The sequence below is a fragment of the Rivibacter subsaxonicus genome (assembly GCF_004217215.1).
GTDB classification, from domain to species: domain Bacteria; phylum Pseudomonadota; class Gammaproteobacteria; order Burkholderiales; family Burkholderiaceae_C; genus Rivibacter; species Rivibacter subsaxonicus.
The window spans coordinates 217,916-241,990 of record NZ_SHKP01000006.1; the positions used below are offsets into that span (position 1 = coordinate 217,916).

19 protein-coding genes, 1 tRNA gene and 1 other RNA gene are annotated in these 24,075 nt (G+C 68.0%); 14 read left to right on the forward strand and 7 right to left on the reverse strand.

Annotated features, from left to right (window positions below):
- Nucleotides 1-14 precede the first annotated feature (14 nt).
- The 5 genes from EV670_RS10935 to EV670_RS10955 are packed head-to-tail and all read left to right on the forward strand — an operon-like array spanning nucleotide 15 to nucleotide 6,773.
- Nucleotides 15-1,157, forward strand: coding sequence for a VOC family protein (locus EV670_RS10935; RefSeq protein ID WP_130431962.1), 1,143 nt, complete (start codon nucleotides 15-17; stop codon nucleotides 1,155-1,157).
- Between the two features lie 21 nt (nucleotides 1,158-1,178).
- The gene (locus EV670_RS10940; RefSeq protein WP_130431964.1) at nucleotides 1,179-2,135 is read left to right on the forward strand and encodes a fumarylacetoacetate hydrolase family protein; all 957 of its coding nucleotides are present in this window, start codon (nucleotides 1,179-1,181) and stop codon (nucleotides 2,133-2,135) included.
- Nucleotides 2,132-3,820, forward strand: coding sequence for a bifunctional 3-(3-hydroxy-phenyl)propionate/3-hydroxycinnamic acid hydroxylase (locus tag EV670_RS10945; protein WP_130431966.1), 1,689 nt, complete (start codon nucleotides 2,132-2,134; stop codon nucleotides 3,818-3,820). The genes EV670_RS10940 and EV670_RS10945 overlap by 4 nt, the downstream gene beginning before the upstream one ends.
- Nucleotides 3,810-4,835 carry an alcohol dehydrogenase catalytic domain-containing protein gene (locus EV670_RS10950; RefSeq protein WP_165393299.1) on the forward strand — a complete coding sequence of 342 codons (1,026 nt, stop codon included), beginning with the start codon at nucleotides 3,810-3,812 and terminating at the stop codon, nucleotides 4,833-4,835. Before EV670_RS10945 ends, EV670_RS10950 begins: the two co-directional genes overlap by 11 nt.
- Before the next feature lie 24 nt (nucleotides 4,836-4,859).
- Nucleotides 4,860-6,773, forward strand: coding sequence for an acyl-CoA synthetase (locus tag EV670_RS10955; protein WP_130431970.1), 1,914 nt, complete (start codon nucleotides 4,860-4,862; stop codon nucleotides 6,771-6,773).
- Nucleotides 6,774-7,021: 248 nt separating this feature from the next.
- Here the strand turns inward: EV670_RS10955 and EV670_RS10960 are convergent, their stop codons facing one another.
- On the reverse strand, nucleotides 7,022-7,237 hold the full coding sequence (locus tag EV670_RS10960; RefSeq protein WP_130431972.1) for a hypothetical protein: 216 nt from the start codon (nucleotides 7,235-7,237) through the stop codon (nucleotides 7,022-7,024).
- A 126-nt stretch (nucleotides 7,238-7,363) separates the two neighbouring features.
- Between EV670_RS10960 and EV670_RS10965 the strand changes: the two genes are divergently transcribed.
- Nucleotides 7,364-8,269: a LysR family transcriptional regulator gene (locus EV670_RS10965; RefSeq protein ID WP_130431974.1), complete on the forward strand. Its 906-nt coding sequence runs from the start codon at nucleotides 7,364-7,366 to the stop codon at nucleotides 8,267-8,269.
- A gap of 419 nt (nucleotides 8,270-8,688) precedes the next feature.
- Here EV670_RS10965 and EV670_RS10975 read toward each other — a convergent pair whose 3' ends face one another.
- Complete coding sequence (locus EV670_RS10975) at nucleotides 8,689-9,162, reverse strand: GNAT family N-acetyltransferase (protein ID WP_130431976.1); 474 nt, start codon at nucleotides 9,160-9,162, stop codon at nucleotides 8,689-8,691.
- Between the two features lie 381 nt (nucleotides 9,163-9,543).
- Between EV670_RS10975 and ligD the strand changes: the two genes are divergently transcribed.
- The 3 genes from ligD (at nucleotide 9,544) to EV670_RS10990 (ending at nucleotide 13,954) form a co-directional block, all read left to right on the forward strand.
- A complete protein-coding gene (ligD, locus tag EV670_RS10980) occupies nucleotides 9,544-12,096 on the forward strand; it encodes a DNA ligase D (protein WP_130431978.1) in 2,553 nt (850 codons plus the stop codon).
- Between the two features lie 101 nt (nucleotides 12,097-12,197).
- Nucleotides 12,198-13,118 (forward strand): non-homologous end joining protein Ku, encoded by a 921-nt coding sequence (ku, locus tag EV670_RS10985; protein ID WP_130431980.1) that lies wholly within the window; start codon nucleotides 12,198-12,200, stop codon nucleotides 13,116-13,118.
- Nucleotides 13,115-13,954 (forward strand): tetratricopeptide repeat protein, encoded by an 840-nt coding sequence (locus EV670_RS10990; protein ID WP_242616926.1) that lies wholly within the window; start codon nucleotides 13,115-13,117, stop codon nucleotides 13,952-13,954. Before ku ends, EV670_RS10990 begins: the two co-directional genes overlap by 4 nt.
- A gap of 587 nt (nucleotides 13,955-14,541) precedes the next feature.
- Here the strand turns inward: EV670_RS10990 and EV670_RS10995 are convergent.
- Complete coding sequence (locus tag EV670_RS10995; RefSeq protein ID WP_130431982.1) at nucleotides 14,542-15,102, reverse strand: YSC84-related protein; 561 nt, start codon at nucleotides 15,100-15,102, stop codon at nucleotides 14,542-14,544.
- Nucleotides 15,103-15,509: 407 nt separating this feature from the next.
- Here EV670_RS10995 and EV670_RS11000 point away from each other — a divergent pair, with 407 nt between their 5' ends.
- Nucleotides 15,510-16,832 carry a TniQ family protein gene (locus EV670_RS11000; RefSeq protein WP_278044423.1) on the forward strand — a complete coding sequence of 441 codons (1,323 nt, stop codon included), beginning with the start codon at nucleotides 15,510-15,512 and terminating at the stop codon, nucleotides 16,830-16,832.
- Nucleotides 16,833-17,017: 185 nt separating this feature from the next.
- On the opposite strand, the gene EV670_RS11005 is transcribed toward EV670_RS11000, so the two are convergent.
- A tRNA-Ala gene (locus EV670_RS11005) sits at nucleotides 17,018-17,093 on the reverse strand.
- Nucleotides 17,094-17,209: 116 nt separating this feature from the next.
- On the opposite strand from EV670_RS11005, the gene EV670_RS11010 reads away from it, so the two are divergent.
- Nucleotides 17,210-18,880 (forward strand): mechanosensitive ion channel family protein, encoded by a 1,671-nt coding sequence (locus EV670_RS11010; protein ID WP_130431986.1) that lies wholly within the window; start codon nucleotides 17,210-17,212, stop codon nucleotides 18,878-18,880.
- Nucleotides 18,881-18,884: 4 nt separating this feature from the next.
- On the opposite strand, the gene EV670_RS11015 is transcribed toward EV670_RS11010, so the two are convergent.
- The 3 genes from EV670_RS11015 to EV670_RS11025 all read right to left on the reverse strand — a co-directional run bounded on the left by EV670_RS11015 (nucleotide 18,885) and on the right by EV670_RS11025 (nucleotide 21,163).
- On the reverse strand, nucleotides 18,885-19,781 hold the full coding sequence (locus tag EV670_RS11015) for an NAD(P)-dependent oxidoreductase (RefSeq protein ID WP_130431988.1): 897 nt from the start codon (nucleotides 19,779-19,781) through the stop codon (nucleotides 18,885-18,887).
- A gap of 44 nt (nucleotides 19,782-19,825) precedes the next feature.
- An RNA gene (gene ffs, locus EV670_RS11020) (signal recognition particle sRNA small type) lies at nucleotides 19,826-19,923 on the reverse strand.
- Nucleotides 19,924-20,038: 115 nt separating this feature from the next.
- Nucleotides 20,039-21,163 carry an AIR synthase related protein gene (locus EV670_RS11025; RefSeq protein ID WP_130431990.1) on the reverse strand — a complete coding sequence of 375 codons (1,125 nt, stop codon included), beginning with the start codon at nucleotides 21,161-21,163 and terminating at the stop codon, nucleotides 20,039-20,041.
- Nucleotides 21,164-21,229: 66 nt separating this feature from the next.
- On the opposite strand from EV670_RS11025, the gene dnaX reads away from it, so the two are divergent.
- From dnaX to recR, 3 genes are read left to right on the forward strand one after another with little or no spacing between them, the layout of a single operon-like run.
- Nucleotides 21,230-23,092, forward strand: a complete 1,863-nt coding sequence (gene dnaX / locus EV670_RS11030; RefSeq protein ID WP_130431992.1) for a DNA polymerase III subunit gamma/tau — start codon at nucleotides 21,230-21,232, stop codon at nucleotides 23,090-23,092.
- A 32-nt stretch (nucleotides 23,093-23,124) separates the two neighbouring features.
- On the forward strand, nucleotides 23,125-23,448 hold the full coding sequence (locus EV670_RS11035) for a YbaB/EbfC family nucleoid-associated protein (protein WP_130431994.1): 324 nt from the start codon (nucleotides 23,125-23,127) through the stop codon (nucleotides 23,446-23,448).
- A gap of 13 nt (nucleotides 23,449-23,461) precedes the next feature.
- Nucleotides 23,462-24,052: a recombination mediator RecR gene (gene recR / locus EV670_RS11040; protein WP_130431996.1), complete on the forward strand. Its 591-nt coding sequence runs from the start codon at nucleotides 23,462-23,464 to the stop codon at nucleotides 24,050-24,052.
- Nucleotides 24,053-24,075 lie beyond the last annotated feature (23 nt).

The following is a 24,075-nucleotide window of genomic DNA, read 5'->3' on the forward strand; positions in this document are numbered from 1 at the left end:
GAGGAGTCCGACCCGTGAAAGGCGCCACCGCAGTGCTTCGGCAGCCCGAGTCGACACCGGAAAGCCGGCTGCCCGCAGAGGTCCAGCCACTGCACCGGCCGCCCGCCCTCGGGCGCGCCGTCGAGCTGGCCTTCCTGCGCTGGGAGAAGCGCCGGCTGGCGCCCACCGAAGGCTTCTGGCGCGACTTCGGCTTTCACATCGTCAGCGCCACGCCCCAGCGCCTCGTGGCCCGGGGTGCGGGGACGGCTCCCTGCATCGCAATCGCGGAGTTCGGGCGCCAGGATCGATTCGTCGGCCCCGCGTTCATGATGTCGGCCGACACCGAGCTGCAGCGCTATGTGGAGCAGATGGGGGCGCGCTGGCTGGCGCCCGAACGTCTGCCTGCGGGCGGCCGCGGCGTGGAGCTGTTCGACCCCAGCGGCCGCAGTGTCTGGCTGCTGCAGGACCAGCGGCGCGTCGAGCCGCTGCCGCTGCGCGAGACCGTCACGCCGAGCACGAACACGGCACAAGACACGCGCCGCGTGAATCGCACGGTGCGCACGCCCATCGAGCCGGCGCGCATCGTGCGGCTCGGCCACATGGTCCTGCAGACGGTGGACTTCGCGCGCATGGCCGACTGGTACCTGCGCGTGCTCGGGCTGATCCCGACCGACGTGCAGTACCTCGCCGACGGCAGTCCAAGCCTTGCGTTCTGCCGCCTCGATCTGGGCCGTCAGCCGGCCGACCACCACACGCTCGTGATCGTCGGCGGCATCGAGGAGAAGGTCGAGCACAGCGCCTACGAGGTGCTGGACCTGGATGCGCTGGGACAAGGCCAGCAGGTGCTGCGCGCCCAGGGCCACCGGCACATGTGGGGCATCGGTCGCCACCTGCTCGGCAGCCAGCTCTTCGACTACTGGCTCGACCCCGACGGCTTCGAATACGAGCACTACACCGACGGCGACGTCTTCACCGCCGATGTCGAGACCGCCTACTCGCCGCTCGAATTTGGCGGCATCTGGGCCTGGGGCGACGACGCGCCGGCCTCGATGAAGCCCAGGAAGAGCCTGCGCACGCTGCTGCACGTGCTCAAGCTCGTTCGCCGCAAGGCAATCACTCCGCAGCGCCTGAAGCTCCTGAGCGCGGCACTCGATGCGCCGGCGCGGCCCTGGCTCTGACTCACACCCGAGAAGCAAAACATGTCACGCACGATCATTCGCTACGCCGAAGGCGGCACGCCCCGATGGGGCGTTCAGTTCGGAAGCCACATCGCCCCCCTGGATGTCGACGCAGCCAGCACCGGCGAGTTGCTGTCCGGCCATTGGGATCTGCTCTGGTCCGTCGAACCTGCCCAGGCCGTCGTGCCGTTCGAGCGCGTGGCGCTGCTTTCGCCGGTGACCCAGCACCAGCAGTTCATCTGTCAGGGCGTCAACTACCGCAGCCACATTGGCGAGTCGGGCCTGCGCGTCGAAGACTTCCCATTCAACACGATCTTCACCAAGGCGCCTTCCTGCATCACGGCGGCGGACGCACCGGTGGCCCGGCCCGCGCATGTGCAACTGCTCGACTACGAGATCGAGCTTGGCCTGGTATTGCGCAGGCCCGTGCCGGCCGGCACGCAGGTCGGCGGCGACGACCTGCCGCAGTGGCTGGCGGGAGTGACGATCGTCAACGACCTGTCGGCGCGTGACGTGCAACTGCCGCAGGGCCAGTTCTACAAGGGCAAGAGCTATCGCGGCTTCGGCCCCGTCGGGCCCGCGCTGGTGCTGCTGACCGCGCAGGAATGGGCGCGCTGGCCCGAGCTGCACATGCGCCTGGCGGTCAATGGCCAGACGCGGCAGGACGCCTACTGCGCCGACATGATCCACGGCCCGGCTGCCACCCTCACCGAACTCGCGGCACTGCAGGACCTGCATCCTGGCGACCTGATCGCCACCGGCACACCCGCTGGCTGCGCCGCCCGCGCGCCCGGCAAGCTGGCGATGTTCATCCTCAAGCACCTGATGAGCGATGCCGCGAAGTGGCGGATGTTCATCCGCAAGGGGCGCTCGAACCCGGCATACCTGCGCCCGGGCGACCGCATCAGCGCGTCGATCCGCACCGATGACGGGGCCATCGACCTCGGCGAACAGTCGACCTCCATCACCGCACCATGAACGCATCAACCTCCCACGCCACGGTGCCGCAGTTCGATACCGACATACTGCTGGTCGGCCTCGGCCCGGTCGGCGCCGCGCTGGCCAACCTGCTCGGCCGCTATGGCGTGCGCGTACTGGCCATCGACAAGGCGACCGCCATCTTCGAGAAGCCGCGCGCTATCGCGCTCGACAACGAGGCGCTGCGGATCCTCCAGCTGGCCGGCGTGCGCGATGGCGAATTCGAGACCGTCGCCATTCCTCAGGTGCAGTACCGCTCCCCGCTGTTCGGCCGCTTCGCCCGCATCAACAGCGCCGGCATCATCGACGGCCATCCCGCGCTCGTCACCTTCTACCAGCCCGAGCTCGAGCGCCTGCTGCGCGCCAGGCTCGCGCAATACCCCGGTGTCGAAGTGCGACTCGGAGTCGATCTGGAGGGATTCGTCGACGATGGCCAATCCGTTCAGGCTCGCCTGAAGGACGCTGCCGGCCAAGAGACCCAGGTGCGCGCGCGCTACCTCGTCGGCACCGACGGTGCGAATTCACTGGTACGGCGCACGCTGGGTCTGGACTTCGAAGGCCGAAGCTTCCAGCAGGATTGGCTGATCGTCGACGCGCTCGACGTGCCGGTCCCGATCGACCATGTCGAGTTCATCTGCGACCCGAGGCGTCCGACGCCGCGCATGGTGGCACCCGGCGGGCGGCAGCGCTGGGAGTTCATGCTGCGCCCCGGCGAGAAGCCTAAGGAGATGGAACGGCCGGAGTCGGTACGCCAACTGCTCGCGCCGTGGTGCGACACCCGGCACATCCGCATCGAACGCACGGCGGTCTACCGCTTCCATGCGCGCGAGGCGAAGCAGTTCTCCAAGGGTCGCTGCTTCCTTGCCGGCGACGCGGCGCACATCACGCCGCCTTTCGCGGGCCAGGGCCTGGTCGCGGGCCTGCGCGATGCGGCCAATCTGGCCTGGAAGCTCGCCTGGGTCGTGCGCGGCCAGGCCGGCGAGCATGTGCTCGACAGCTACGACACCGAGCGAAGGCCGCACGCCAGGAAGATCATCCGTCTGGCGCTCATGCTCGGTGCCCTCGTGATGCCGCAGAACCGCGGCGTCGCGTTCGGCGTGCATGGGTTGATGAGCCTGCTGCGCCTGCTGCCGTCCGGCCGCGCGCTGTTCGAGGACCTGAAGGTCAAGCCACAGAACAGCTTCGACGAAGGCCTGTTCTGGCGCGTACGCGGCAGCGAGCGGCTGCGCGGCGGGGCCATGCTGCCGCAAGGCTGGGTCCGGCCGGCCACCGGCGGCGGGCCGGTGCTCAGCGACGACGCGCTAGGCCCGCAATGGGGGCTGATCGGTTTCGGCGTGGATCCGTCGGCCAGCCTGCCTGCCGAGTTGCTGCAGCGCTGGCAGGCTGCAGGTGGACTGGTGTGGCAGTGGTGCCAGCGATCGCAGGCCCAACACCTCGCCCCGCCGGCGCGGCGGCTGGAGGCACTCGATGAGGCTCTGCTGCCACGCCGGGTGCCACTCGGCTGGGTCGCGATCGTCCGGCCCGACCGTTGCGTGCTGGCCGAGGGGCCTGTGTCCAAGGTCGAGGCGATGCTGCGTCGAGCGCTCGAGTTCGTCGCGCCGCCCGCACCAGCGTCTGCATCGGCGCGCGTGGCGACATTGCCGACGCCGGCCCACCACATGCAGGGAGCCAAGCGTGCGGCATGAACTGGTGTTCACCGAGGCCGCCGCGCCGCCGCGCCTGGCCACGCGCAGCGTCGATCTGCCCCGTCCCGGCACCGGTGAGGTGCTGGTGCGCGTGCAAGCCACCTCGGTCAATCCGATCGATGCCAAGCGCGCGACCGGCTATGGCCGTCGCCTGCTGGGGCTCAAGGGCGCGGCGCGCTTCCCGCTCGTGCTCGGCAACGACGTTGCCGGTGTCGTTGAATCCTTCGGGGCCGGTGTGAATCGCTTTGCGCTTGGGCAGCGCGTGTACGGCCTGCTGGGCACGGGCCGCGCCGGTGGCGCGCATGCGTCGCACGTCGTCGTGCCGCAGGACTTCCTGCTGCCCGCGCCGGACCACGCCGATCCGACCGCCTTGGCGGCGTTGCCCTATTCGTTCACGACGATGTGGCTCGCGCTGCGCTCGACCGGGATCAGCCCTGGCAACGCGCGCGGCGCCCGCGTGTTGATCAACGGCGCCAACGGTGGCCTGGGCCGCCTGGCCATGCAGGTGCTCCTCCCCTGGGGCAGCCGCATCACCGCGATCTGCGGCAAGGGTCAGCGCCGAGCCGGCCTGGAGCTCGGAGCCGAAGTGGCCGTCGAGCACGGCCCGACCTGCATCCCTTCGCTGCCCGCGGACTTCGACGTGGTGCTGAACTTCGCGAACTGGGACGACGATGCCCTCCTGGCATCGCGCCTCGGCCCGCGAGCGATGGGCCAGGCGACCACGGTGCACCCCTTGCTCACCAACTTCGACCGGCTGGGATGGCTGGGCGGGGCGTGGGCCAGCCGTCGCGACCGGAGCCGGATCCGCGCCATCGTCGCTTCGCGCGCACCGCAGGCCCGCTATGCCTGGACCATCTTCAAGCCCGATCGAGAGGCCCTCGAGGCGCTCGCCGAAGGCGTTCGAGCCCGAAGGCTCTCGCTGCTGGTCGGCGTCGCTGTGCCCTTCGACAACGCCATCGCCGCGTTCGACCATGTGTCGGCGGGCAAACCCGGCCGAGCGGTCCTGCTGCCGTGAGGCCCCTTTCGGGAACGTGAAGACATGAGTGGAATCGCCTCGATCGCAGACGTGCTTGCCGTCGAAAGTGAGCACGACGGTCTGCTGCCCAACAGCACCTACGAGATGATCGGCGCCGCAGCGCGCGCCCACCCCGATGCGCCGGCCTTGTCATTCTTCTTGCGCGTCGAAGATCATGCGCGGCCAGAAGTCTGGAACTACGAGGCGCTGTTCTCTCGCATTACGGCCACGGCCAACTTCCTGCACGAGTTGGGTGTAGCCAGCGAGGAGGTCGTCGCCTTCGTGCTGCCCAATCTCCCGCAGACGCACCTCGCGATCTGGGGCGGCCAGGCAGCTGGCATCGCCTTTGCCATCAACCCCATGCTGGAACCCACGGCCATCGCCGAGTTGCTCGACGCTGGGCAAGCGAAGGTGCTCATCACGCTCGCGCCGGTTCCCGGCATGGACCTGTGGTCGAGGCTGCGACCGCTGCTGGGCCGAGTGAGCAGTCTGCGGCACGTTGTGCTGGTCGACCTGGCCGGCCAAGCCCAGGCTGCCGGGAGCCCGGAGGCTGGTGTGGGCGCAGGGCAGTTCGAGGTGCACGACTTCGCGCAGGGCCTGGCGCGCCAGCCCGTGGACCGACTGACCGGCGGTCGTGTGATCCGCCCTGGCGACCGGTCGTCCTATTTCTGCACCGGTGGCACCACCGGTGCGCCCAAGATTGCGATGCGCACGCATGCGAACGAGATCGCCAACGCGTGGAGCGTCGGCCAGTTCCTCGGCGATGGCATCTCGGCGGGGAAGACCCTTTTCTGTGGTCTGCCGCTGTTCCACGTCAATGGTGTGCTGGTCACCGGTTTGCTGCCGTTCTCACGCGGCGCCCATGTGATTCTCGGCACACCGTCGGGCTATCGCGGCGACGGTGTCATCAAGCACTTCTGGCAGCTGGTCGAACACCACCGCATCAACTTCTTCAGCGGTGTGCCGACGGTCTATGCGGCGCTGATGCAGCAGCCGACCCAAGGCCGCGACCTCGGTTCGCTGGAGTACGGGCTCTGTGGGGCGGCGCCGATGCCGGTGGAACTGATGCGCGCCTTCCAGGATTCGACGGGGCTGAAGATCCTCGAGGGATACGGGCTGACCGAGGGGACCTGCGTCAGCACATGCAACCCTCCATTGGGCGAGCGGCGCACCGGGTCGATCGGCCTGCGCCTGCCTTTGCAGGCCATGAAGGCTGTCGTGCTGGACGACGTCGGGGCCTACGTTCGCGACTGCACGGTCGGCGAGCCGGGTGTGCTCGTGATCAGCGGCCCCAATGTGTTTGCCGGCTATCGCGACCCCGACCAGGACAAGGGGTTGTGGCTGGAGCTGAACGACGGTCGTCGTTGGCTGAACACCGGCGACCTTGGACGACAGGACGCGGACGGCTGCTTCTACCTGACCGGCCGCAAGAAGGAACTCATCATCCGGGGTGGCCACAACATCGACCCCGCGAGCATCGAAGAGCCCTTGCATCGGCACCCGGACGTGCAAATCGCCGCCGCGGTCGGCCGCCCCGACGTGCACGCGGGCGAGCTGCCGGTTGCCTATGTTCAGCTCAAGCCCGGCGCGCGCGTGACAGAAGATGAGCTGCTGTCCTTCGCCCGAGAACAGATCACCGAACGCGCGGCGATGCCGAAGGCGATCAAGCTGGTGGCAGCCATGCCGCTGACCGGCGTCGGCAAGATCTTCAAGCCGGAGCTCAGGCTGCGCGAGATCGCGGATGCGCTGCGCACTGCGCTGCACGATGCAGGTGCCCCGGCTTCCCGGCTCGAGGTCGTCAACGACCCGCGTTTGGGGATTCGGGTCGAGGTCGCGGTGGCAGGCAGCGCGACCGCCGCTGTCGCCCGCGAAGTCCTGGGCCGGTTCCCGTTCCGATTCGAGGTGACATGGAGGAGTCCCTCGGCCAACCACGCGTAGCTGGGCAGTTGACACGTCGCGACGGCAGGCGGACGCAGCAAAGAGAAAGGGCCGCTCTGAGAGCGGCCATTTTTCCATTTGCAATCGTGAGTTTCCTCACGGGTCAATGGGTCTGATCTGCAAGGCGGCTGGGAGTTCGATCCTCCAGAAGGCGTCCTACCTGAGGGGGATCTGCCTGGAAGCAGCAACTGCACTGCGCCGGTACGACGGGGCGCAGATGTGCGCCAAGCACCCGGCCAAGCCGATGCTCAGCGAGATGCTCGGCGTGCCACCGGGCGCGGCCCATGGACGGCGGCCACATCGCTTCGAACCGCATGCCATGCCGAACGCAGACCTCGCGCCGCGGCGCGCCAGAAGTCATCGATCGCCTCGCGCCGCAGTTCGACGGCACGTGCCTTCGCGGCGTCCATCAGGGCGGCTTGTTCGAGCGGCGACAGCCTGTCGTGAAAGCGTTCGGTGTTCATGAGCAGTCCTCTAGTCGATGAGGTCACTCTAGGTACCGCCGTTCGAGCCGGAAACGGCGCGCCAAGCAAATTCGTGTTGCGCCGGGCGCAAGGCCAGCGGCGCTGGCGCCCCCTACCATTTGCGCCATGAATGAACTCGCCTTCGACGACCTAAAGTTGTTCGCGCGCGTGGCGGCGTTGGGGACGCTGTCCGCCGTCGCGCGCGAACGCGAAGTGCCCGTGAGCCAGGTGTCCCGGGCGCTTGCGCGCATCGAGGCGGCCTGCGGCGCGCGGTTGATCCATCGCTCCACGCATGGCTTGGCTCTCACCGTCGAAGGCCAGACCTTTCTGGACTATTGCCACCGCATCGGCGGCACGCTGGATGAACTGGAGGGCGAGTTCTCGACCAAGACACGCGAGGCGAGCGGGCTTGTGCGCGTCGCCGCCAGCACGGTGATGGCTCAGTACCAGTTGCTGCCAAGCCTGGCCGGGCTCAACGAGCGGCATCCTCAACTGCGCGTGGAGCTCGAGGTCAGCGACCGGCTCGCCGACATGGCGCGCGACGGCATCGACATCGCCATCCGTACCTCCGTGGCGCTGCCGGAAACCGTGGTGGCGCGGCAGATCGGCAGGCTGGGTCGAGCCCTGTACGCCGCTCCCGAATACCTGGCGCGTTCCGGAACACCAGCGCATCCGGACGAGCTGCGTCGGCACCGGCTCGTGACCAACAGCGCAGCGACGCATCTGAATCATTGGTCCTTCATCGTCGAGGGCCGGCCGGTCAGTCTGGCGGCCGAGGGCTACTGGCGCTGTAACGACACGGGACTCGCGGCCAGCATGGTGTTGCAGGGTCTGGGCATCGGCCGGCTCGCGACCGTTGCGGCCGAGCCGTTGGTCCATCAGGGACGACTGGTGCCGGTGCTGTCGGCGTTCGTCGATATGCAGCCGGTTCCCATCTACGCGGTCACCGCCGGCACGCGCCAGCGGCTGCCGAAGATCAAGGCCTGCCTCGACTACTGGGCGGAGTGGTTCGGGCGATTCCAAGCCGCGTGACCACAAGAAGGAGTCGACCGACCGGCCCGGTCGATTGCTGCAGGATCCGAGCCCGTCGTCCATGCGTGCTGGAAACACGCCACCGTGCTTGAGCGCAGCGGTCATCGAACCCACGACCCTTGCACGCTGCGCGCCGGACATCACCAGCTTGTCGGATCCACCTCGTTGATGAAGCAGTGAGAGATGCCGGTGTCGGCGGGAAAGGCAGCCAAACCGCCGGCAACCATTCGATGCAAGGTTCCGTCTATCCAGGCCTCAACTGCTCGCGGAGCGGATGAAGGGGGGACGTATAGCCATGGCTGAATCTCTTTGGACGATGTGATCGGTGCGATCTCCCTGCCGCCTAACGATCGAGCTTGGCGGGCCGCGGCCGGCCGACAGCCAGTGGCGGAAGTCCGCTTGCGCGAGGGGCATTGGCATCACCGCTCCGGAGCGATGCGAAGCCACTTCTCCATTCGAACGCCGTCCGAGACACCGCTGTACATGCGCGACTTGATGACCAGTTCACGGTATCCGTGCTCGTTGTAGAAGCTCCTCGCGGCGACGTTGTCCCACCTTGCTTCCAGTCGAACGCGCGCGGTGCCTGCGGCACGCGCTGACTCTTCAAGCCACCGCAGGACCGCACTGCCAACACCGCGGCGCTGACTCGACGGGTGGACCGCAAACAGGACCAAGTGAGCATCCTCTTCCAAGTACTCCATGATTCCGAAGGCGACGAGCCGGCCTTGCGTTCTCACGACAGCGACGTTCGTCTCTGGTGAAGCGATGGCGCGTGCCACTCGGCTAGGACGCCACGACCAGGGCAGGCCATGCTCGATGAGTTCGCGTGACATCTCGGCAACGTCGGCAGCATCACTGGCCGAAGCGAGGTGCACCGGCGGGTCGGCAGTCACTTGATGCCTAACGAATGAACGGGACTTCCCCGAGCCTGCCGCGGTGAAGCGGCGGTCGGCAACGAAGCGCCACGATGGGAAGTGCAATCTCTCATCAACGTGCTCAAGAGGGGCAGTCCATGAGCATTCTGTAGGTCGGCATCGACATCGCCAAGAACGTCCTCGCTGTGCACAGCCTGGTTGCCACAGGCAAGCCGGCAGGCCCGGTCAGGCGTGTTCGACCACACCGAGCGCTTCTACAACCCGACGCGCCGGCACTCGACGCTTGGGTACGTCAGCCCGGTAGAGTTCGAACAGGCTCGAGAAGCTTAGGTCGGGGTCCACCGAATCGGCAGCGGCCCAGATCGGTCAGGAGTGGCCAAGCGCGATCAAGGTGAAGCGATGCCGGCAAGCAAGGATCCTCTCGATCGGTACCGCACCAAGCGCAACTTCGGCGAGACGCCTGAGCCGCGTGGCGAGATCGCGCCCTCCGATTCGAATTTGGCCTTCGTGATCCAGAAGCACGCCGCGACACGGTTGCACTACGACTTTCGACTGGAACTGGGCGGCGTCATGCTGTCGTGGGCCGTGCCAAGGGGACCGAGCTATGACCCCCGCGAGAAGCGCATGGCGATTCAGGTCGAGGATCACCCGATCTCCTACAACAGCTTCGAAGGGACCATCCCGGCCAAACAGTACGGCGCTGGCTCGGTGATCATCTGGGACCGAGGTACATGGGAGCCCGTCAGCGACCCGCACGCTGGATTGGTCGAGGGCAAACTCCTCTTCAAGCTCCATGGCCAGAAGATGGCCGGGCTGTGGGAACTCGTGCGCATCGCCAAGCCAGGCGACCGGCAGATCGCCTGGATCCTGTTCAAGAAGCACGATGACTATGAGCGGCCCAAGGAGGCGTACGACGTCGTCAAGGCGCTTCCAGACAGCGTCGTTGCCAGACCGCTCGGACCGGCGTCGAGACCCGTGCGCAGGCAGCACGCCGGCGAATCTCCACGGTCGGGCGTCACCGACCCGTCGATGCTGCCCGGCGCCATCAAGGCCCCGGTGCCGGCCAGGATCGGTCCACAGCTCGCAACGCTCAGCACGGCTCTTCCGCTGGACGGCGACTGGATCTTCGAGATCAAGTTCGACGGCTACCGCCTGATGTCCCGAATCGAGAACGGCGTGCCACGACTGATCACGCGCGGCGGGCATGACTGGACTTCGAAGATGCCCGGCCTTGCCACCGAGCTGGCCGGCCTGGACCTCGGCTCGGCCTGGCTCGACGGCGAGCTTGTCGTCTTGGCGGCCGATGGCCTCCCCGATTTCAACGCATTGCAGAAGGCCCTCGATCAGCGCGACGCCGACCGCATCGTCTACTTCCTGTTCGACGTTCCGTACCTCCAAGGCTTCGACCTGCGTCAGACCCCACTACAGGAACGGCGACAGCTTTTGCGGGCGCTGCTCGAATCCAAGACCCTTGAACGGATCCGCTTCAGCGTCGACTTCGACGCCGATCCGGCGAGCATCCTGCAGTCCGCGTCCAATCTCAAGCTGGAGGGGGTGATTGCCAAGCGTACCGATGCACCCTACCTGTCGCAGCGGACACAGACCTGGCTCAAGCTCAAGTGCCGACAACGACAGGAGTTCGTCGTGGGCGGGTTTACCGATCGCGGCAACGACCCCGCGGCGTCGGAGATCGGCAGCCTGATGCTCGGCGTCCATGACGGGCAGGGCCAGCTTGTCTCGGTCGGTGGCGTGGGCACCGGGTGGGACGCCGCGACGGCCATCGCCCTGAAGGGTCGCGTGGCAGCGCTCGAGACAACCACGTCGCCGTTTGCCGGAGACGGAGCCGCCAGGCAGGGCCAATGGACAAGGCGCCCCGCGGGCAGCGTACGCTGGGTCAGACCGAAGCTGGTGGTCGAGGCGAGCTTTGCCGGCTGGACGCCGGAGGGCCAGATTCGCCATGCCGTCTTCGAGGGGCTTCGGGCCGACAAGCCCTCGAAGGATGTGGTTCGCGAGGACGCCACCACGCCGCAAGGTGCAATGCCGCTGCGCTCGGCGGCCGCCGCGAACGCGACCAGGGTCTCCAACCCCGAGCGCGTCATCGACGCGAGCACCGGACTGACCAAGCTCGACCTGGTTCGCTACTACGAGAGCGTGGCCGACTGGATGATTCCGCACCTGAAGGGCCGTCCATGCTCGCTCGTGCGCGGGCCGACCGGCATCGCCGGCGAACTCTTTTTCCAGAAGCACGCGGACAAGCTTCACATCCCCGATGTGAAGGAACTCGCCCCGTCCCTTTGGCCGGAGCATGATCCGCTGCTCGAGGTTCACACGGCAAAGGGGCTCGCCGGCGCCGCTCAGATGAACGTCATCGAGTTCCACACCTGGAACGCGCTGGTCAAGAACCTCGACAAACCCGATCGCATGGTCTTCGATCTGGACCCCGGGGACGGTGTGGCCTGGCTTCGGGTCTTGGAGGCCGCATCGCTAACCCGGTCCTTCCTGAAGGATCTCGGACTCGACGCCTGGCTCAAGACCAGCGGCGGCAAGGGACTGCACGTCGTCGTGCCACTGGCGCCCCGTCATGGATGGCCCGCCGTCAAGGGACTCTCGCAGGCCATCGTGCAACACCTGGCCAACGTGCTCCCCGACCGGTTCGTGGCGAAGAGCGGGCCGAAGAACCGGGTCGGCAAGATCTTTGTCGACTACCTCCGCAACGGTTTCGGGGCCACGACCGCGGCGGCCTACTCGGCCCGCGCGCGCCCCGGCCTCGGGGTTTCCATGCCGGTGCCATGGGAGATGCTCGACTCGCTCAAAGGCGGCTCGCAATGGACGATTGCGACGGCGCGAGAGCATCTGTCGTTCCACACCTCGGACCCGTGGGTGGACTACTGGAAGACGCGGCAGACACTGCGCAGGGCGATGAAGATCCTGGAGTTCGATCCGCCCGAGTGACGTGCCTGCCGGCGCGCCAGGCACGCGGGAGCTTCCAATCCTTTTCTGCGACAGGGAGAAGCCGTATGCTGAGGTTTCGTCCTACGCCAGGAGAGCATTTCATGGCTGCACGCTCCATCGCCTCCCTCACGCTGAGCTTCGGCTTGGTCTCGATTCCGGTGAAGCTGTACTCCGCCACCGAGTCCTCGGCGACCGTCAGGTTCAACATGCTCTCCAAGGACGGCGCCCGTCTCAAGCAGCAGTACGTGTCCGAGAAGGACGGCAAGGTCGTCGAACGCGCCGAGATGGTGAAGGGCTACGAGTTCGAGAAGGATCGGTTCGTCGTCTTCACGGCCGACGAACTCAAGGCGTTGGATGAGACCGCCAGCCACGTGATTGAGATCGTGGCGTTCGTCCCAGAAAAATCCGTTGATCCCGTCTATTACGACAAGGCGTACCTGATGGCGCCCGACAAGCGCGGAGGCAAGCCTTATGCGCTGCTGACGGCTGCGATGCGCAGCAGCAGTCGTTGCGCACTGGCTCGATGGACCTGGAAGGGCAAGCAGTACGTCGTGCAGGTTCGCGTCGCCGAGGACGGGTTGGTGCTGCAGCAACTGTTGTACGCAGAAGAAGTCAGGTCGTTGAAGGATCTCGACATCGAGCACGTCGACGTGTCGTCCGCGGAACTGACACTGGCCCTGCAACTCATCGACCAGATCTCCAAGGATGCCTACGATCCTGCTGAGTTCAAGGACGAAGAGAAGAAGCGAGTTCTGGCGGCGATCGACGACAAGATCGCGGGCAAGCATGTGGTTGCTTCCGAGCGCAACGAGGAAACGACTGGCGCGCAGGTAATCGACCTGATGGAAGCGCTGCGGGCAAGCCTCGGCCAGCGCAGCGGCAAGGCGGCTGCAACGACTGCCACGCCCGAGGACGCAGCCATTCCTGCCGGGGCCTTGAAGGATCGCAAGAGCGTCAAGCGGGCGGCCAAGGTTGCCGAGGAGGCCGTCGCTGCGCCCGCTCGGTCCCGAGCACGCAAGTGACTTCACAGGCAACTGAAGCGCCTTACACGCTGCGTCAGATCGAGCAAATGCTCGGCCTGGGGCGCAGCGTCATTTCCAGCATCATCGGTGCGGGCTTCGTGACGCCGGTTCGCGGTGCGCGCAACGAATACCGCTTCTCGTTCCAGGACGTCGTGTTGCTTCGTACCGCGCACGACTTGCGTACCGCTCGCATTCCCCGCCGCCGCGTGCTGCGCGCGCTGCAGATACTGAAAGACAAGCTTCCCGTCGAGTTGCCGCTGAGTGGCCTTCGCATCACGGCGATCGGCAACGATGTGGTCGTTAGAGAGGGGACGACGCATCGGGAAGTCGAGACCGGGCAGCTGCTGTTCGACTTCGGGGTCTCATCCAGCGCCGGAACGGTGACCTTCCTTCAGCCTACAGCGGCATCCGCCGAGGCGATCAAGGTTGAAGAGTCGGACTGGTTCGCCCGCGGCGAACAACTGGAGACGAGCGGAGATTTCAGTGGGGCGGAGCAGGCGTATCGACAGGCACTGGCCGACAACTCGAACCATGGAGATGCCTACCTGAACCTGGGTGCCATCCTCTGCGAGGATGGTCGATGCGACGAGGCCGTGGCGCTGTACGACCAAGCTATCCGACATTGCCCGGACAACGCGCTGCTGCATTTCAACCGCGCGATCGCCTTAGAGGATCAGCACCGGGAACGCGAGGCCTTGACGAGCTACGAGCGAACCCTGGAGCTGGCCCCGGATCTCGCAGACGCTCACTACAACGCAGCCAGGCTCCACGAGATGCTGGGGCAGGTGCAGGGCGCGCTGAGGCACTTCAGCGCCTATCGCCGGCTGCAGCCATAGGGTTCTGACCGTTGGTCAAGGCGCGCCGAGCCGACCGAGTGACGGCTTAAGACTGATCTGCGACGGTCAGCCCGGCTCGGCGAGTGACGCCTGTCGACAAAAGCGGTCACCGATGGCCTCGAGGAGTAAGCGGCCGGTCTACATCCGTGACCGGTCGTTGGCGGCCCTGCGCTCGATCGGCATCGATTCTTCGATCGCGGATCGTCCGCTTCTCTCGGCGATGGACATGCGTTCTCGACCCGTTCCTGAAGTCCGATGCCGCGAAATGCTCGCAGCAAAGCGGCCGTTAAACATCACCTACCCGGCTTGAGCGCGACCCTTTGGGGTCTCTACGGTGATTCGTCGAACGACAGTGCATGCGCGCATTCGTACGGCATTCCATCGGGCTCGCGAGCGCGGGGAGCCGGGCCGGCAGTCGAGGTGCGCGAGTCGACGGTACAACTGGCGCCAGGTGTCGATGGAGGGTCGACTTCGTGCGCCGCATCGAGCGATTTGCGCGGGGTCCGAACGGCGACCCGGCGCACTGAGCGCTATGGGGCGGCCGTGGTCCCCCTCGCCCACGTACCGCCTTCCTGCTCGAGCGCCGGTTAGTTCAGGTCCTTGTCCTTCCAGGCTTTCGTGCCTGCCACGGCGACGCCTGCCTGTAGGCCCGCTTTCGTCAGCGCGTACTGCTTGCCTCCCGTGAACTCCCCGGCACCCGCCTTGACGTTGGCGGCGCTGGCGCCGGTACCGGCACCGGCGGCGGCGCCGGCGGAGGCATCCCAGCCCTTGTCGATGAAGTCGGTCAGCGCCTTCGCATCGCTGAACACGTAAAGGTAGCGCGTGTCGGAGGCGCCAACCTGCAGGCCGGCACTCGCCTGCGCGATGCTCATGTAGACGTCGCTCTTCGTCTTGCTGTTGTGTGCGATGCCCTTGCCCCCGGCCCCGCCGAGGCCGAGGCTGAGGCCGTACGTTGTGAACACGGCATAGCCGGGTGCCGCTTCCACGGCAGTCTTGAGCTTGGGGTCGGCCTTGTAGAAGTCCTGCAGCGCCTGCATGGCCTTGGCCTTCACCTCGGCCTGCTGGGCGGCCTTGTCCTGTGCATAGGCGCCGGCGCCCAGCATCGAGACAAGCGCGATGCCAGTGATGAGCAACTTGCTAAACCGCATCGAATTCTCCAGAAGGGGTAGGGGGAGGAATGCTACTCCCGCACGAGTAGCACAGAGAGGCTATCTCTGCGATGCGACGACTGATCGATTCCCACTCACGGAAGACTGCTATTGGCCGGCAGTGTGAGTACGAGGCCGCGCTCGGAACGTGACTTTCGATGCGTGGGCATGGGCTGCCAACGTCAGCTATCGGTGAAGCCCAGGAACTCACACTGCCGGCCAGGAGCCGTCGCCGACGACTGGCAGCTTCCCGGCCGCCCGACGCCCGCGCCATCATGCTCATTTCCACTCAGGCGCGCATCAACGCCAGCACCGCACCTGCCTCGCGAGCTGCCCTCTGCCGCCTACGCCGCCGATGTGCGCAAGGAGGCACTGGCCGGCGAACTCGCGATCAAGGGGCTGTGAACATGCAGAACCAGATCGCCAGCCGCGCCGGCTTCACGCTGGCTCACCTGCCACTTCTCGGTGCCGGAAGCAGCCGGACCGAGTCGCTCGCGAGTTACGTGCTGCGGCTCGCCCACGCCCATGGCTATCGGCCCAACGACTTCATCAAGTTGCTCGCACCGCTGAGCGGGCAGGCCGAACGCGACGCCGGGCAATGGATCGGCCAGTTCCTGGACACCCGCTTCAGCGACGAAGCCTCGGTGCTTGCCTGCTGGGTGCCGCTGCTCGAGCAACTGACCGGTGTCAGTGGCTTGGCCGTCGCCACGCTCGGCACTTGGGGGTCTCTGCTGACACGGCGTGGCAGCGATGCGGTCGTGCGCCAATGGTGTCCGCACTGCCTGGAGGATGGCCATCGCTCGGGCGGCGCGCACATGCACCTGCTGTGGAGCGTTGGCCTGGTGCAAGCCTGCCCGCACCATGGGACCGAACTCGAGTCGGTCTGCCCGCACTGCGGAGCCGGCCGCACACCATCGGGCAGGCCCGCCAAGCGCTTCGCGATGCATGCGCCGGGCGTTTGCGCCAGCTGCGGTGGCTGGCTCGGCACGGTCGACCCACGCCAGCCGCAGGCGTCACCTCGCGAGATTCCGCAAGCCAGCAACCACGCGGTCTGCGTGGCCGAGCAGATCGGCACGCTGATCGCACGGCCGCTCGGCCCTGAGGAAAGCCTGCGTGTCCATTGCACCTTGAACGTGGCCAAGGATCGCTACTTCGGCGGCTCGATGGTCGAGTTGGCGCGCTGGATCGGACTCGGCAAGTCGACGGTGCACGGCTGGCTGAGTGGCGAGGTGGTGCCGGAACTGCGGCGGCTGGTCGAACTGGCGCTGAAGCTACGCGTGCCGCTGGGCGATCTCGTGCGCGGATGCACCGATTCCTTGCCGCTGTCGCTCACCTCCGGGAGCGCCGGACTGAAGTCCTATGTCCGCGCCGAACCGCGCCCGGACGAGAAGCGTGCCGATCTGCGCCAGTTGTTCGAGACGCGGCCTGACCTGTCGATTCGAGAGATGGCCCGACTGCTGGGCATGAACCCCCGGGATGTCTACTACTACGAACCGGAACTGGCGCGAGCGCACAGCGATGCCAGGCGCATGGAGCAAAGCGAAGCGAGGGAGGCTGTGCTGGACGAAGCGGCGCAGGGGGTGATGACGCACCTGGCACGGGTCGAGTCGGTGGGCGAATGCACGACCGTTCGCGATCTGCGCGCCGCGGCGGCCAACGAGGCGCCGAGCTTGTCCTACGCGGACCAGCAGCGCGTCGTCACCGAGGTGCTCAAAGACTGGGCCGCCTGACCCAGGCGCCTGCGCCAGCGCAGGCTCCGCCAAAGAAAAAGGGCCGCTCTGAGAGCGGCCCTTTTGCCATTTGCAATCGTGAGTTTCCTCACGGGTCAATGGGTCTGATCTGCAAGCATTTCCTGGCCGTTTGGCCACGATATGCCCGCCGGCACACTGACTCCCGTCAGGCCCTTCATTTGTCTTGGTGGAGAGGAGGAGGATCGAACTCCCGACCTCCGCATTGCGAACGCGGCGCTCTCCCAGCTGAGCTACCCCCCCGACGGATGCAATTGTAGCGCAGGCACCGGCGTCGTCCGACCCGGGATGGCGTGCAAACGAGCACGGCGGGCGGCTCGCTACAGTGCGTGCATCTAGGGTCGGGTTCGGGAGCGAGCATGGCGAACGGCTGGGGACTGTTGGGGCGTACCGGTGCGGGCCAACTGCTGATGCGCCTGTTGCTGGGCCTTCTGCTCGTGGCGCAGCTCGGCCTGGTCCGGGCGGCCGACACGCCCGCAACGGGTGCGAGTGCGGCGGAGGCCGCCGCTGCCGACGTGCAAGGCGCCACGCTGATGATTGCCCAGCGCCCGGTCGTGCAGTTTCGCGTGCCCTTTGCCGGGTCCGACCCGGCGAGTCGCGCCAGCCGGGCCCAGGCCCGGGTCAAGGAAGTGATCGACCGCGGTATCGCGGCGCCGGTCGAGGCGGTGCCGCTGAGTGCCGACGGTCGACAAGGCATGGCCTTGCGGATCGGCGAGGTGGTGGTGTTCGTCGTGATCGACGGCGATGTCGAGCCCGGCGGCGGCCGCACGCTCGAGGCCACCGCAGAGGCGGCGCGGCGAGCGCTTGGCGAGGCCATCGAGGCCCACCGCGAGCAGCGCCGTTGGCCGGTGCTGCTCAAAGGCGTGGCGGTCGCGCTGCTGGCAACCGTGGTGCTGGCGGCCGCGCTGTGGGCCACCTGGGCGCTGACCAACTGGCTCGGCGCCAACTTCTCGCGGATGCTGCGCGGGCGCGTGCTGTCCAACTTCGGACGATACGGCTCGGGGCTACTCTTGCGACTGTCGCAGGTGCTGGCGCTGTTCGTCAGCGCGGCGTTGCTGTTTGCCTGGCTCGAGGTGGTGCTCGACGCCTTTCCGGCCAGCCGGCCGCTGTCGGAGCGCCTGGTCGGCCTGGTCGGCGACGCCGCGCAGCAGGTGATCTCGGGCCTCATCGATGCGGTGCCGGGCCTGATCGTGGTGGCGGTGATCGCGCTCGTGGCGCAGGGCGTGGCCGAGGTCTCGAATGCCGTGTTCCGCGGCATCGAGCAAGGCCGGCTCAGCATGCCCGGCCTGCACCCGGACACGGCCGGTGCCTCGCGCCAGTTGGCGGTGGTGCTGATCTGGGCGCTGGCGCTGGTGGCGGCCTTCCCCTACCTGCCGGGCTCCGATACCAATGTGTTCAAGGGCGTATCGGTCTTTCTGGGTGCCGTCATCACGCTCGGCTCCAGCGGCGTCGTGCAGCAGGCGATGAGCGGGCTGGTGCTGGTCTACTCGCGCGCGCTCAAGGTCGGCGAGTACGTGGTGGTGGGCTCCGAGGGCAGCAGCGTCGAGGGCGCGGTGGTCGAAGTCGGCGCGCTGGCGACCAAGCTGGCGGCCGCCACCGGCGAGATCATCACGGTGCCCAACGCGGTGCTGGTTGGCAACTCGGTGCGCAACTTCTCGCGCCAGCCGGGGCAGGGCAGCCAGGTCAGCACCACGGTGACGATCGGCTACGACGCGCCGTGGCGGCTGGTGCACCAGATGCTGCTGCGGGCGGCGGCCGAGACGCCCGGGCTGCGCGAATCGCCCAAGCCCTTCATCCTGCAGCGCGCGTTGAACGACTTCTACGTCGCCTACGAGTTGCGCGCCTACATCGACCGGCCGATCGAGCGGCTGCAGATCCTGTCGACGCTGCATGCGCGCATCCAGGACGCCTTCAACGCGCAGGGCGTGCAGATCATGTCGCCGCACTTCCTGGCGCAGCCGGAGCAGGCGGTGGTGGTGCCGCCCGAGGCCTGGGATCCGCCGCTGAAGAAGCCCGGGGCGCCGGGCTGAGGACTCAGCTCAGGCCGTTGCGCCGCGCCAGTTCAAGCCACAGCCCCGCGTGGTCCAGGTCGCCGAGCCCATGCTCGGCGGCGCTGGCGTAGAGCTGCTCGAGCAGCGCCGTCACCGGCAGCGTGGTCTGCAGTTCGCCGGCGGTGGCCAGCGCGTTGCGCAGGTCCTTGAGCTGCACCGTGACCGCGCCGCGCTTGGCGAAGTCGCGCTCGACCATGCGCTGGCCGTGCACCTGCAGGATGCGGCTGTCGGCAAAGCCGCCGGAGAGCGCGGCCCGCACCTTGGCCGGATCGGCACCGCCGGCCTGCGCCAGCAGCAGCGCCTCGGCCACGGCGCCGATCGTGATGCCGACGATCATCTGGTTGGCCAGCTTGGCGAGCTGGCCGGCGCCGGTCGGGCCGACGTGGGTGGCGCGGCCGAGCGCGGCGAAGACCGTTGCCGCGCGCGCGAGGTCGGCCTCGGTTCCGCCGACCATGATCGCCAGCGTGCCGGCCTCGGCGCCGAGCGTGCCGCCGGAGACCGGCGCATCGAGCGCCGCCACGCCGCGCTCGGCGAGCCAGGCCGCGTGCTCGCGCGCCTGCGCCGGCTGGATCGAGCTCATGTCGATGAACAGCGCACCGGGTCGCAGCGCGGCGAGCACGCCACCATCGGTGAGCACCTCGCGCACGATGCCACCGTGTTCGAGCATCGTGATCACGATGTCGGCCTCGGCGACCGCCTCGGCGGCGCTGGCGGCGATGTGCGCGCCCTCGGTCTGCAGTGGCAGAGCCTTGGACGGCGTGCGGTTCCAGGCCGTCAGCGGCATTGCGGCCGCGAGCAGCCGGCGTGCCATCGGCAGGCCCATCAGGCCGATGCCGAGGAGGGTGATGCGGGGCGGTGAAGTGGGGCTGGCTTCGCTCATGGGCGCCAAGCATAGGCGCGGCACGGCGGCGGCGAGCAAATAGGGTTGACGAGCCTTACCCAGGCACTGAGTGCTAACGGTTAGGGCTGCTTCGTTCCCGACCTGACCCGTTTGGCCGCGCCCCCATGCTGGGAGGCCCGTCAGCTTCGATTCTACCGGGCCGGCTTCGCTGCGCTCGCTTCGGCCTCATGCCGCTCGCAGAGCTCGCGTCCTTCGTCCCGTCCAAGCCCGAGCTGTCGGGCTTGGAGCCGCGGGACTCAGCGCAGCTGCAGGTCGTCGTCGCCGAAGCTCACGCCGATCGGCTCGATGATCACGCGCTTCGGGCCTGCCTCAACGCGGCCGGCCACCCAGGCGTCGATGCCGCAGGCCTTGGCGATCTGCACCGTGCGCTCGGCATCTGCTGCTGCCACATGCAGCGCGAAGCCGGCGCCCATGTTGAGCGTGGAGTAGGCCTCGCGCGCGTCGTGGCCGGCCTGCTCGGCCATGAAGCGCAGAACCGGCGTCACCGGCGGCACGGTGTGGATGCGGTAGGTCAATTCCTTCGGGTGGCGCAGCAGCTTGCGCCAGCCGTGGCCGGTGATGTTGGCGCTGTAGTGCGGCTGGATGCCGGCCTTGGCCAGCGCCTCGGTCACCGGGCTGTAGAGCACGGTGGGCGCCAACAGCGCGGCGCCAAATGTGAGGTCCGTGAGGCCAGGTTCGATCGGCGTCAGGTAGCCCTGCGGCAGCCGTTCGGCCAGCTTGCGCGCCAGCGAGAGGCCGTTGGCGTGGATGCCGCTCGAGGCGAGCAGCACGATCGCATCGCCGGCGTCGAGCTTGTCGCCCACCGACAGCCGCGACTTCGGGTTGATGATGCCGGTGCACGAGGCCGCCAGGTCGATGCGCCCGGCCTCGACGATGCCGGCCAGCGCCGGCGTCTCGCCGCCGCCCCAGGCGACGCCACAGACCTCGCAAGCCTTCTTCCAGCCGGCCACCAGCGCCTGGGCGCGGTCGGCGTCCTGGAACCACTCGCTGCCGCCGGCGGCCCAGTAGGCCTGCACCACCAGCGGCGTGGCGCCGACGGTGATGAGGTCGTTGACCGCCATCGCGATCGTGTCCTGCGCGATGCCGTCGTACCAGCTCTTGCCGGTGAGCAGCGCCATCTCGTCGGCGACCATGGCCTTGGAGCCCAGGCATTCGACGATGCTGGCCAGGTAGAAGGGACCTACGTCGACCACGTAGGCCGACTCTCCGCGCGAGGCCGGCACTTCGCTGAAGCCGTGCTGCGCGAGTTGCGTCGCGGTGCTGGCCGCCGCGCGCTGGGCGGCGATCTTGAGCGGGTCGATCAGTTCGTAGTTGACGCCGGCCTGTTCGTAGCTCAGCGGGGTGTTGGCGGGGGTGGTCATGGCACGGCGGTCTCGAAGCTCAGCCCCGGATTATCCCGGACCGGCCGGCCGTAGATAATCCAAGCCATGAGTTCCCTGGTCCTGGCCCGCAAGTACCGGCCGAAGAATTTCGCGCAGATGGTCGGCCAGGGGCACGTGGTGCAGGCGTTGTCCAACGCCCTCGCCAGCAACCGGCTGCACCATGCCTACCTGTTCACCGGCACCCGTGGTGTCGGCAAGACCACGGTCTCGCGCATCCTCGCCAAGAGCCTCAACTGCACCGGCCCCGACGGCAGCGGCGGCGTGACCGCCACGCCCTGCGGTGTCTGCGAGGCCTGCCGCGACATCGATGCCGGCCGCCACGTCGACTACGTGGAGCTCGACGCCGCCTCCAACCGCGGCGTCGACGAGATCTCGCAACTGCTCGACCAGTCGGTCTACAAGCCGGTAGTGGGCCGCTACAAGGTCTACATGATCGACGAGGTCCACATGCTGACCAACACCGCGTTCAACGCGATGTTGAAGACGCTGGAGGAGCCGCCCGAATACCTGAAATTCGTGCTCGCCACCACCGATCCGCAGAAGGTGCCGGTCACGGTGCTGAGTCGCTGCCTGCAGTTCAACCTGCGGCCGATGGCGCCCGAGACGGTGCGCGAGCACCTGGCCCACGTGCTGCACGAGGAGGGCATCGCGGCCGAGCCGGGCGCGCTGCGCCTGCTGGCGCGCGCCGCGCGCGGCTCGATGCGCGATGCGCTCTCGCTGACTGACCAGGCGATCGCCTTCGGTGCCGGCACGCTGCTCGACGCCGGCGTGCGCGAGATGCTCGGTGCGGTCGACCGCTCGCACGTGCACGCGATCGTCGAGGCCCTGGCGGCCGGCGACGGCGCCGCACTGGTGGCGCAGGTCGACGCGCTGCGCGCCGCCGGGCTCTCGGCCGAAGGCGCGCTCGAAGACCTCGCGACGCTGGCGCAGCAGATGGCGCTGGCGCAGGCGCTGCCGGCGGCGCTCGATGCCGACGATCCCGACACACCGCTGGTGGCCGAACTGGCCGCCCGGCTGCCGGCCGACGAGACCCAGCTGCTCTACAGCCTGGCGATCCACGGCCGCGCCGAGCTGCCGCTGGCGCCCGACGAGCACAGCGGGCTGACGATGGTGCTGCTGCGCGCGCTGGCCTTCAGGCCACGCGGCGGCACGCGCGGCGTTGGTGGCGAAGGTACCCGTGCGCCGCGCGTGCAACCGGCGGCTACCGTTGCCGCCGCGCCGGCCTTGCTCAAGGCGCCCGCGCCACCCACGGCAACGGCGGCGCCGGTGCGCGCAGTGGCGCCGCGCACCAACGTCGTGGCGCCGCGCGGGAGCGCATCGGCGCCCGCCCCGCGCGTGCAGCCGGTCGGCATTGCGCCCTGGGACGACGAGCCGCCCGCGCCGCCGATGTCGATGGCCGAGGAGCCGGCGCTGCCGGAGCCCGGACTCGTGGTGCTGCCGAGCGAGCCCGAAGAAGTCCGGCAAGCCGCACCGACCGAGCCTGTGCTCGCCGTCGCGGCGCAGGAGTTCGACGACCCGCTCTGTGCCCGCTGGACGGCCCTGCTGCTGCAGCTCGTCGAAGTGCAGTCGGTGGTCGGCCTGACGCGCGAGCTCGGCTGGCAGGCGCAGTGCACCGCCTTCGACGAGGCGGCCGGCGTGATCGGCCTGCGCGTCGAGCGCGAGACGCTGCGCCAGGGCGAGCATCCGAAGAAGCTGCAGGCCGCGCTGGCCGCGCTGCTCGGGCGCGAGTTCAGGCTCGAGTTCGAGGCCGGCGCCGTGAGCGACACGCCGCAGAAGCGCGACGCCGCCGCGCGTGCCCGGCGCCAGCGCGAGGCCGAGGCCACGATCCAGGGCGACCCCTTCGTGCTGCGCGTGATGCAGCAGTTCCGCAGCGCGCGCATCGTGCCGGGCTCGATCCAGCCGCGCTGATTTCCACACACACTGATTTGCAAGGACTCACCATGTTCAACAAGGGACAACTCGCCGGCCTGATGAAGCAGGCCCAGGCCATGCAGGACAACCTCAAGAAGGCGCAGGACGAACTGGCCTTCGTCGAGGTCGAGGGCCAATCGGGAGCCGGGCTGGTGAAGGTCGTCATGACCTGCAAGCACGACGTCAAGCGCATCACCATCGACCCGAGCCTGCTGGCCGACGACAAGGACATGCTCGAGGACCTGGTTGCCGCCGCCTTCAACGATGCCGTGCGCCGCGCCGCCGAGACCAGCGAAGCGAAGATGAGCAAGCTCACCGCCGGCCTGCCGCCAGGCATGAAGCTTCCGTTCTGATCTTCGTTCTCGAGTGGCCGCTCCCTCCGCTCTCGACCAGCTGGTCGACTCGCTCAAGCGCCTGCCCGGCATCGGCGTCAAGTCGGCGCAGCGCATCGCGATGCACCTGCTTCAGCACGACCGCGTCGGTGCGCAGGTGCTGGCGCGCTCGCTCGAGGGCGCGGTCGCCAACGTGCGCCACTGCGCGCGCTGCCACACCTTCACCGAGGCCGAGGTCTGCTCGACCTGCCTCGATCCCCAGCGTGACCGCCGCCAGCTCTGTGTGGTCGAGACGCCGGCCGACCAGGCCGCGATCGAGCGCAGCGGCGGCTTCCAGGGCCTGTACTTCGTGCTGATGGGGCGGCTGAGCCCGCTCGACGGCATCGGCGTGCGCGATATCGGTCTGGCCCAGCTCTTCGAGCGGGCCACCGATGGCGAGGTCGAGGAGGTGATCGTCGCCACCGGCTTCACCGCCGAGGGCGAAGCCACCGCGCAGGCCATCGCGCAGACACTCAAGGCGCGCGGCATCAACGTCACGCGGCTGGCGCGCGGAGTGCCGGTCGGCAGCGAACTCGAATACGTGGACCTCGGCACCATCGCCCATGCGCTGGTCGACCGGCGCTGAAGGCCTGCCGTACAACAACAACG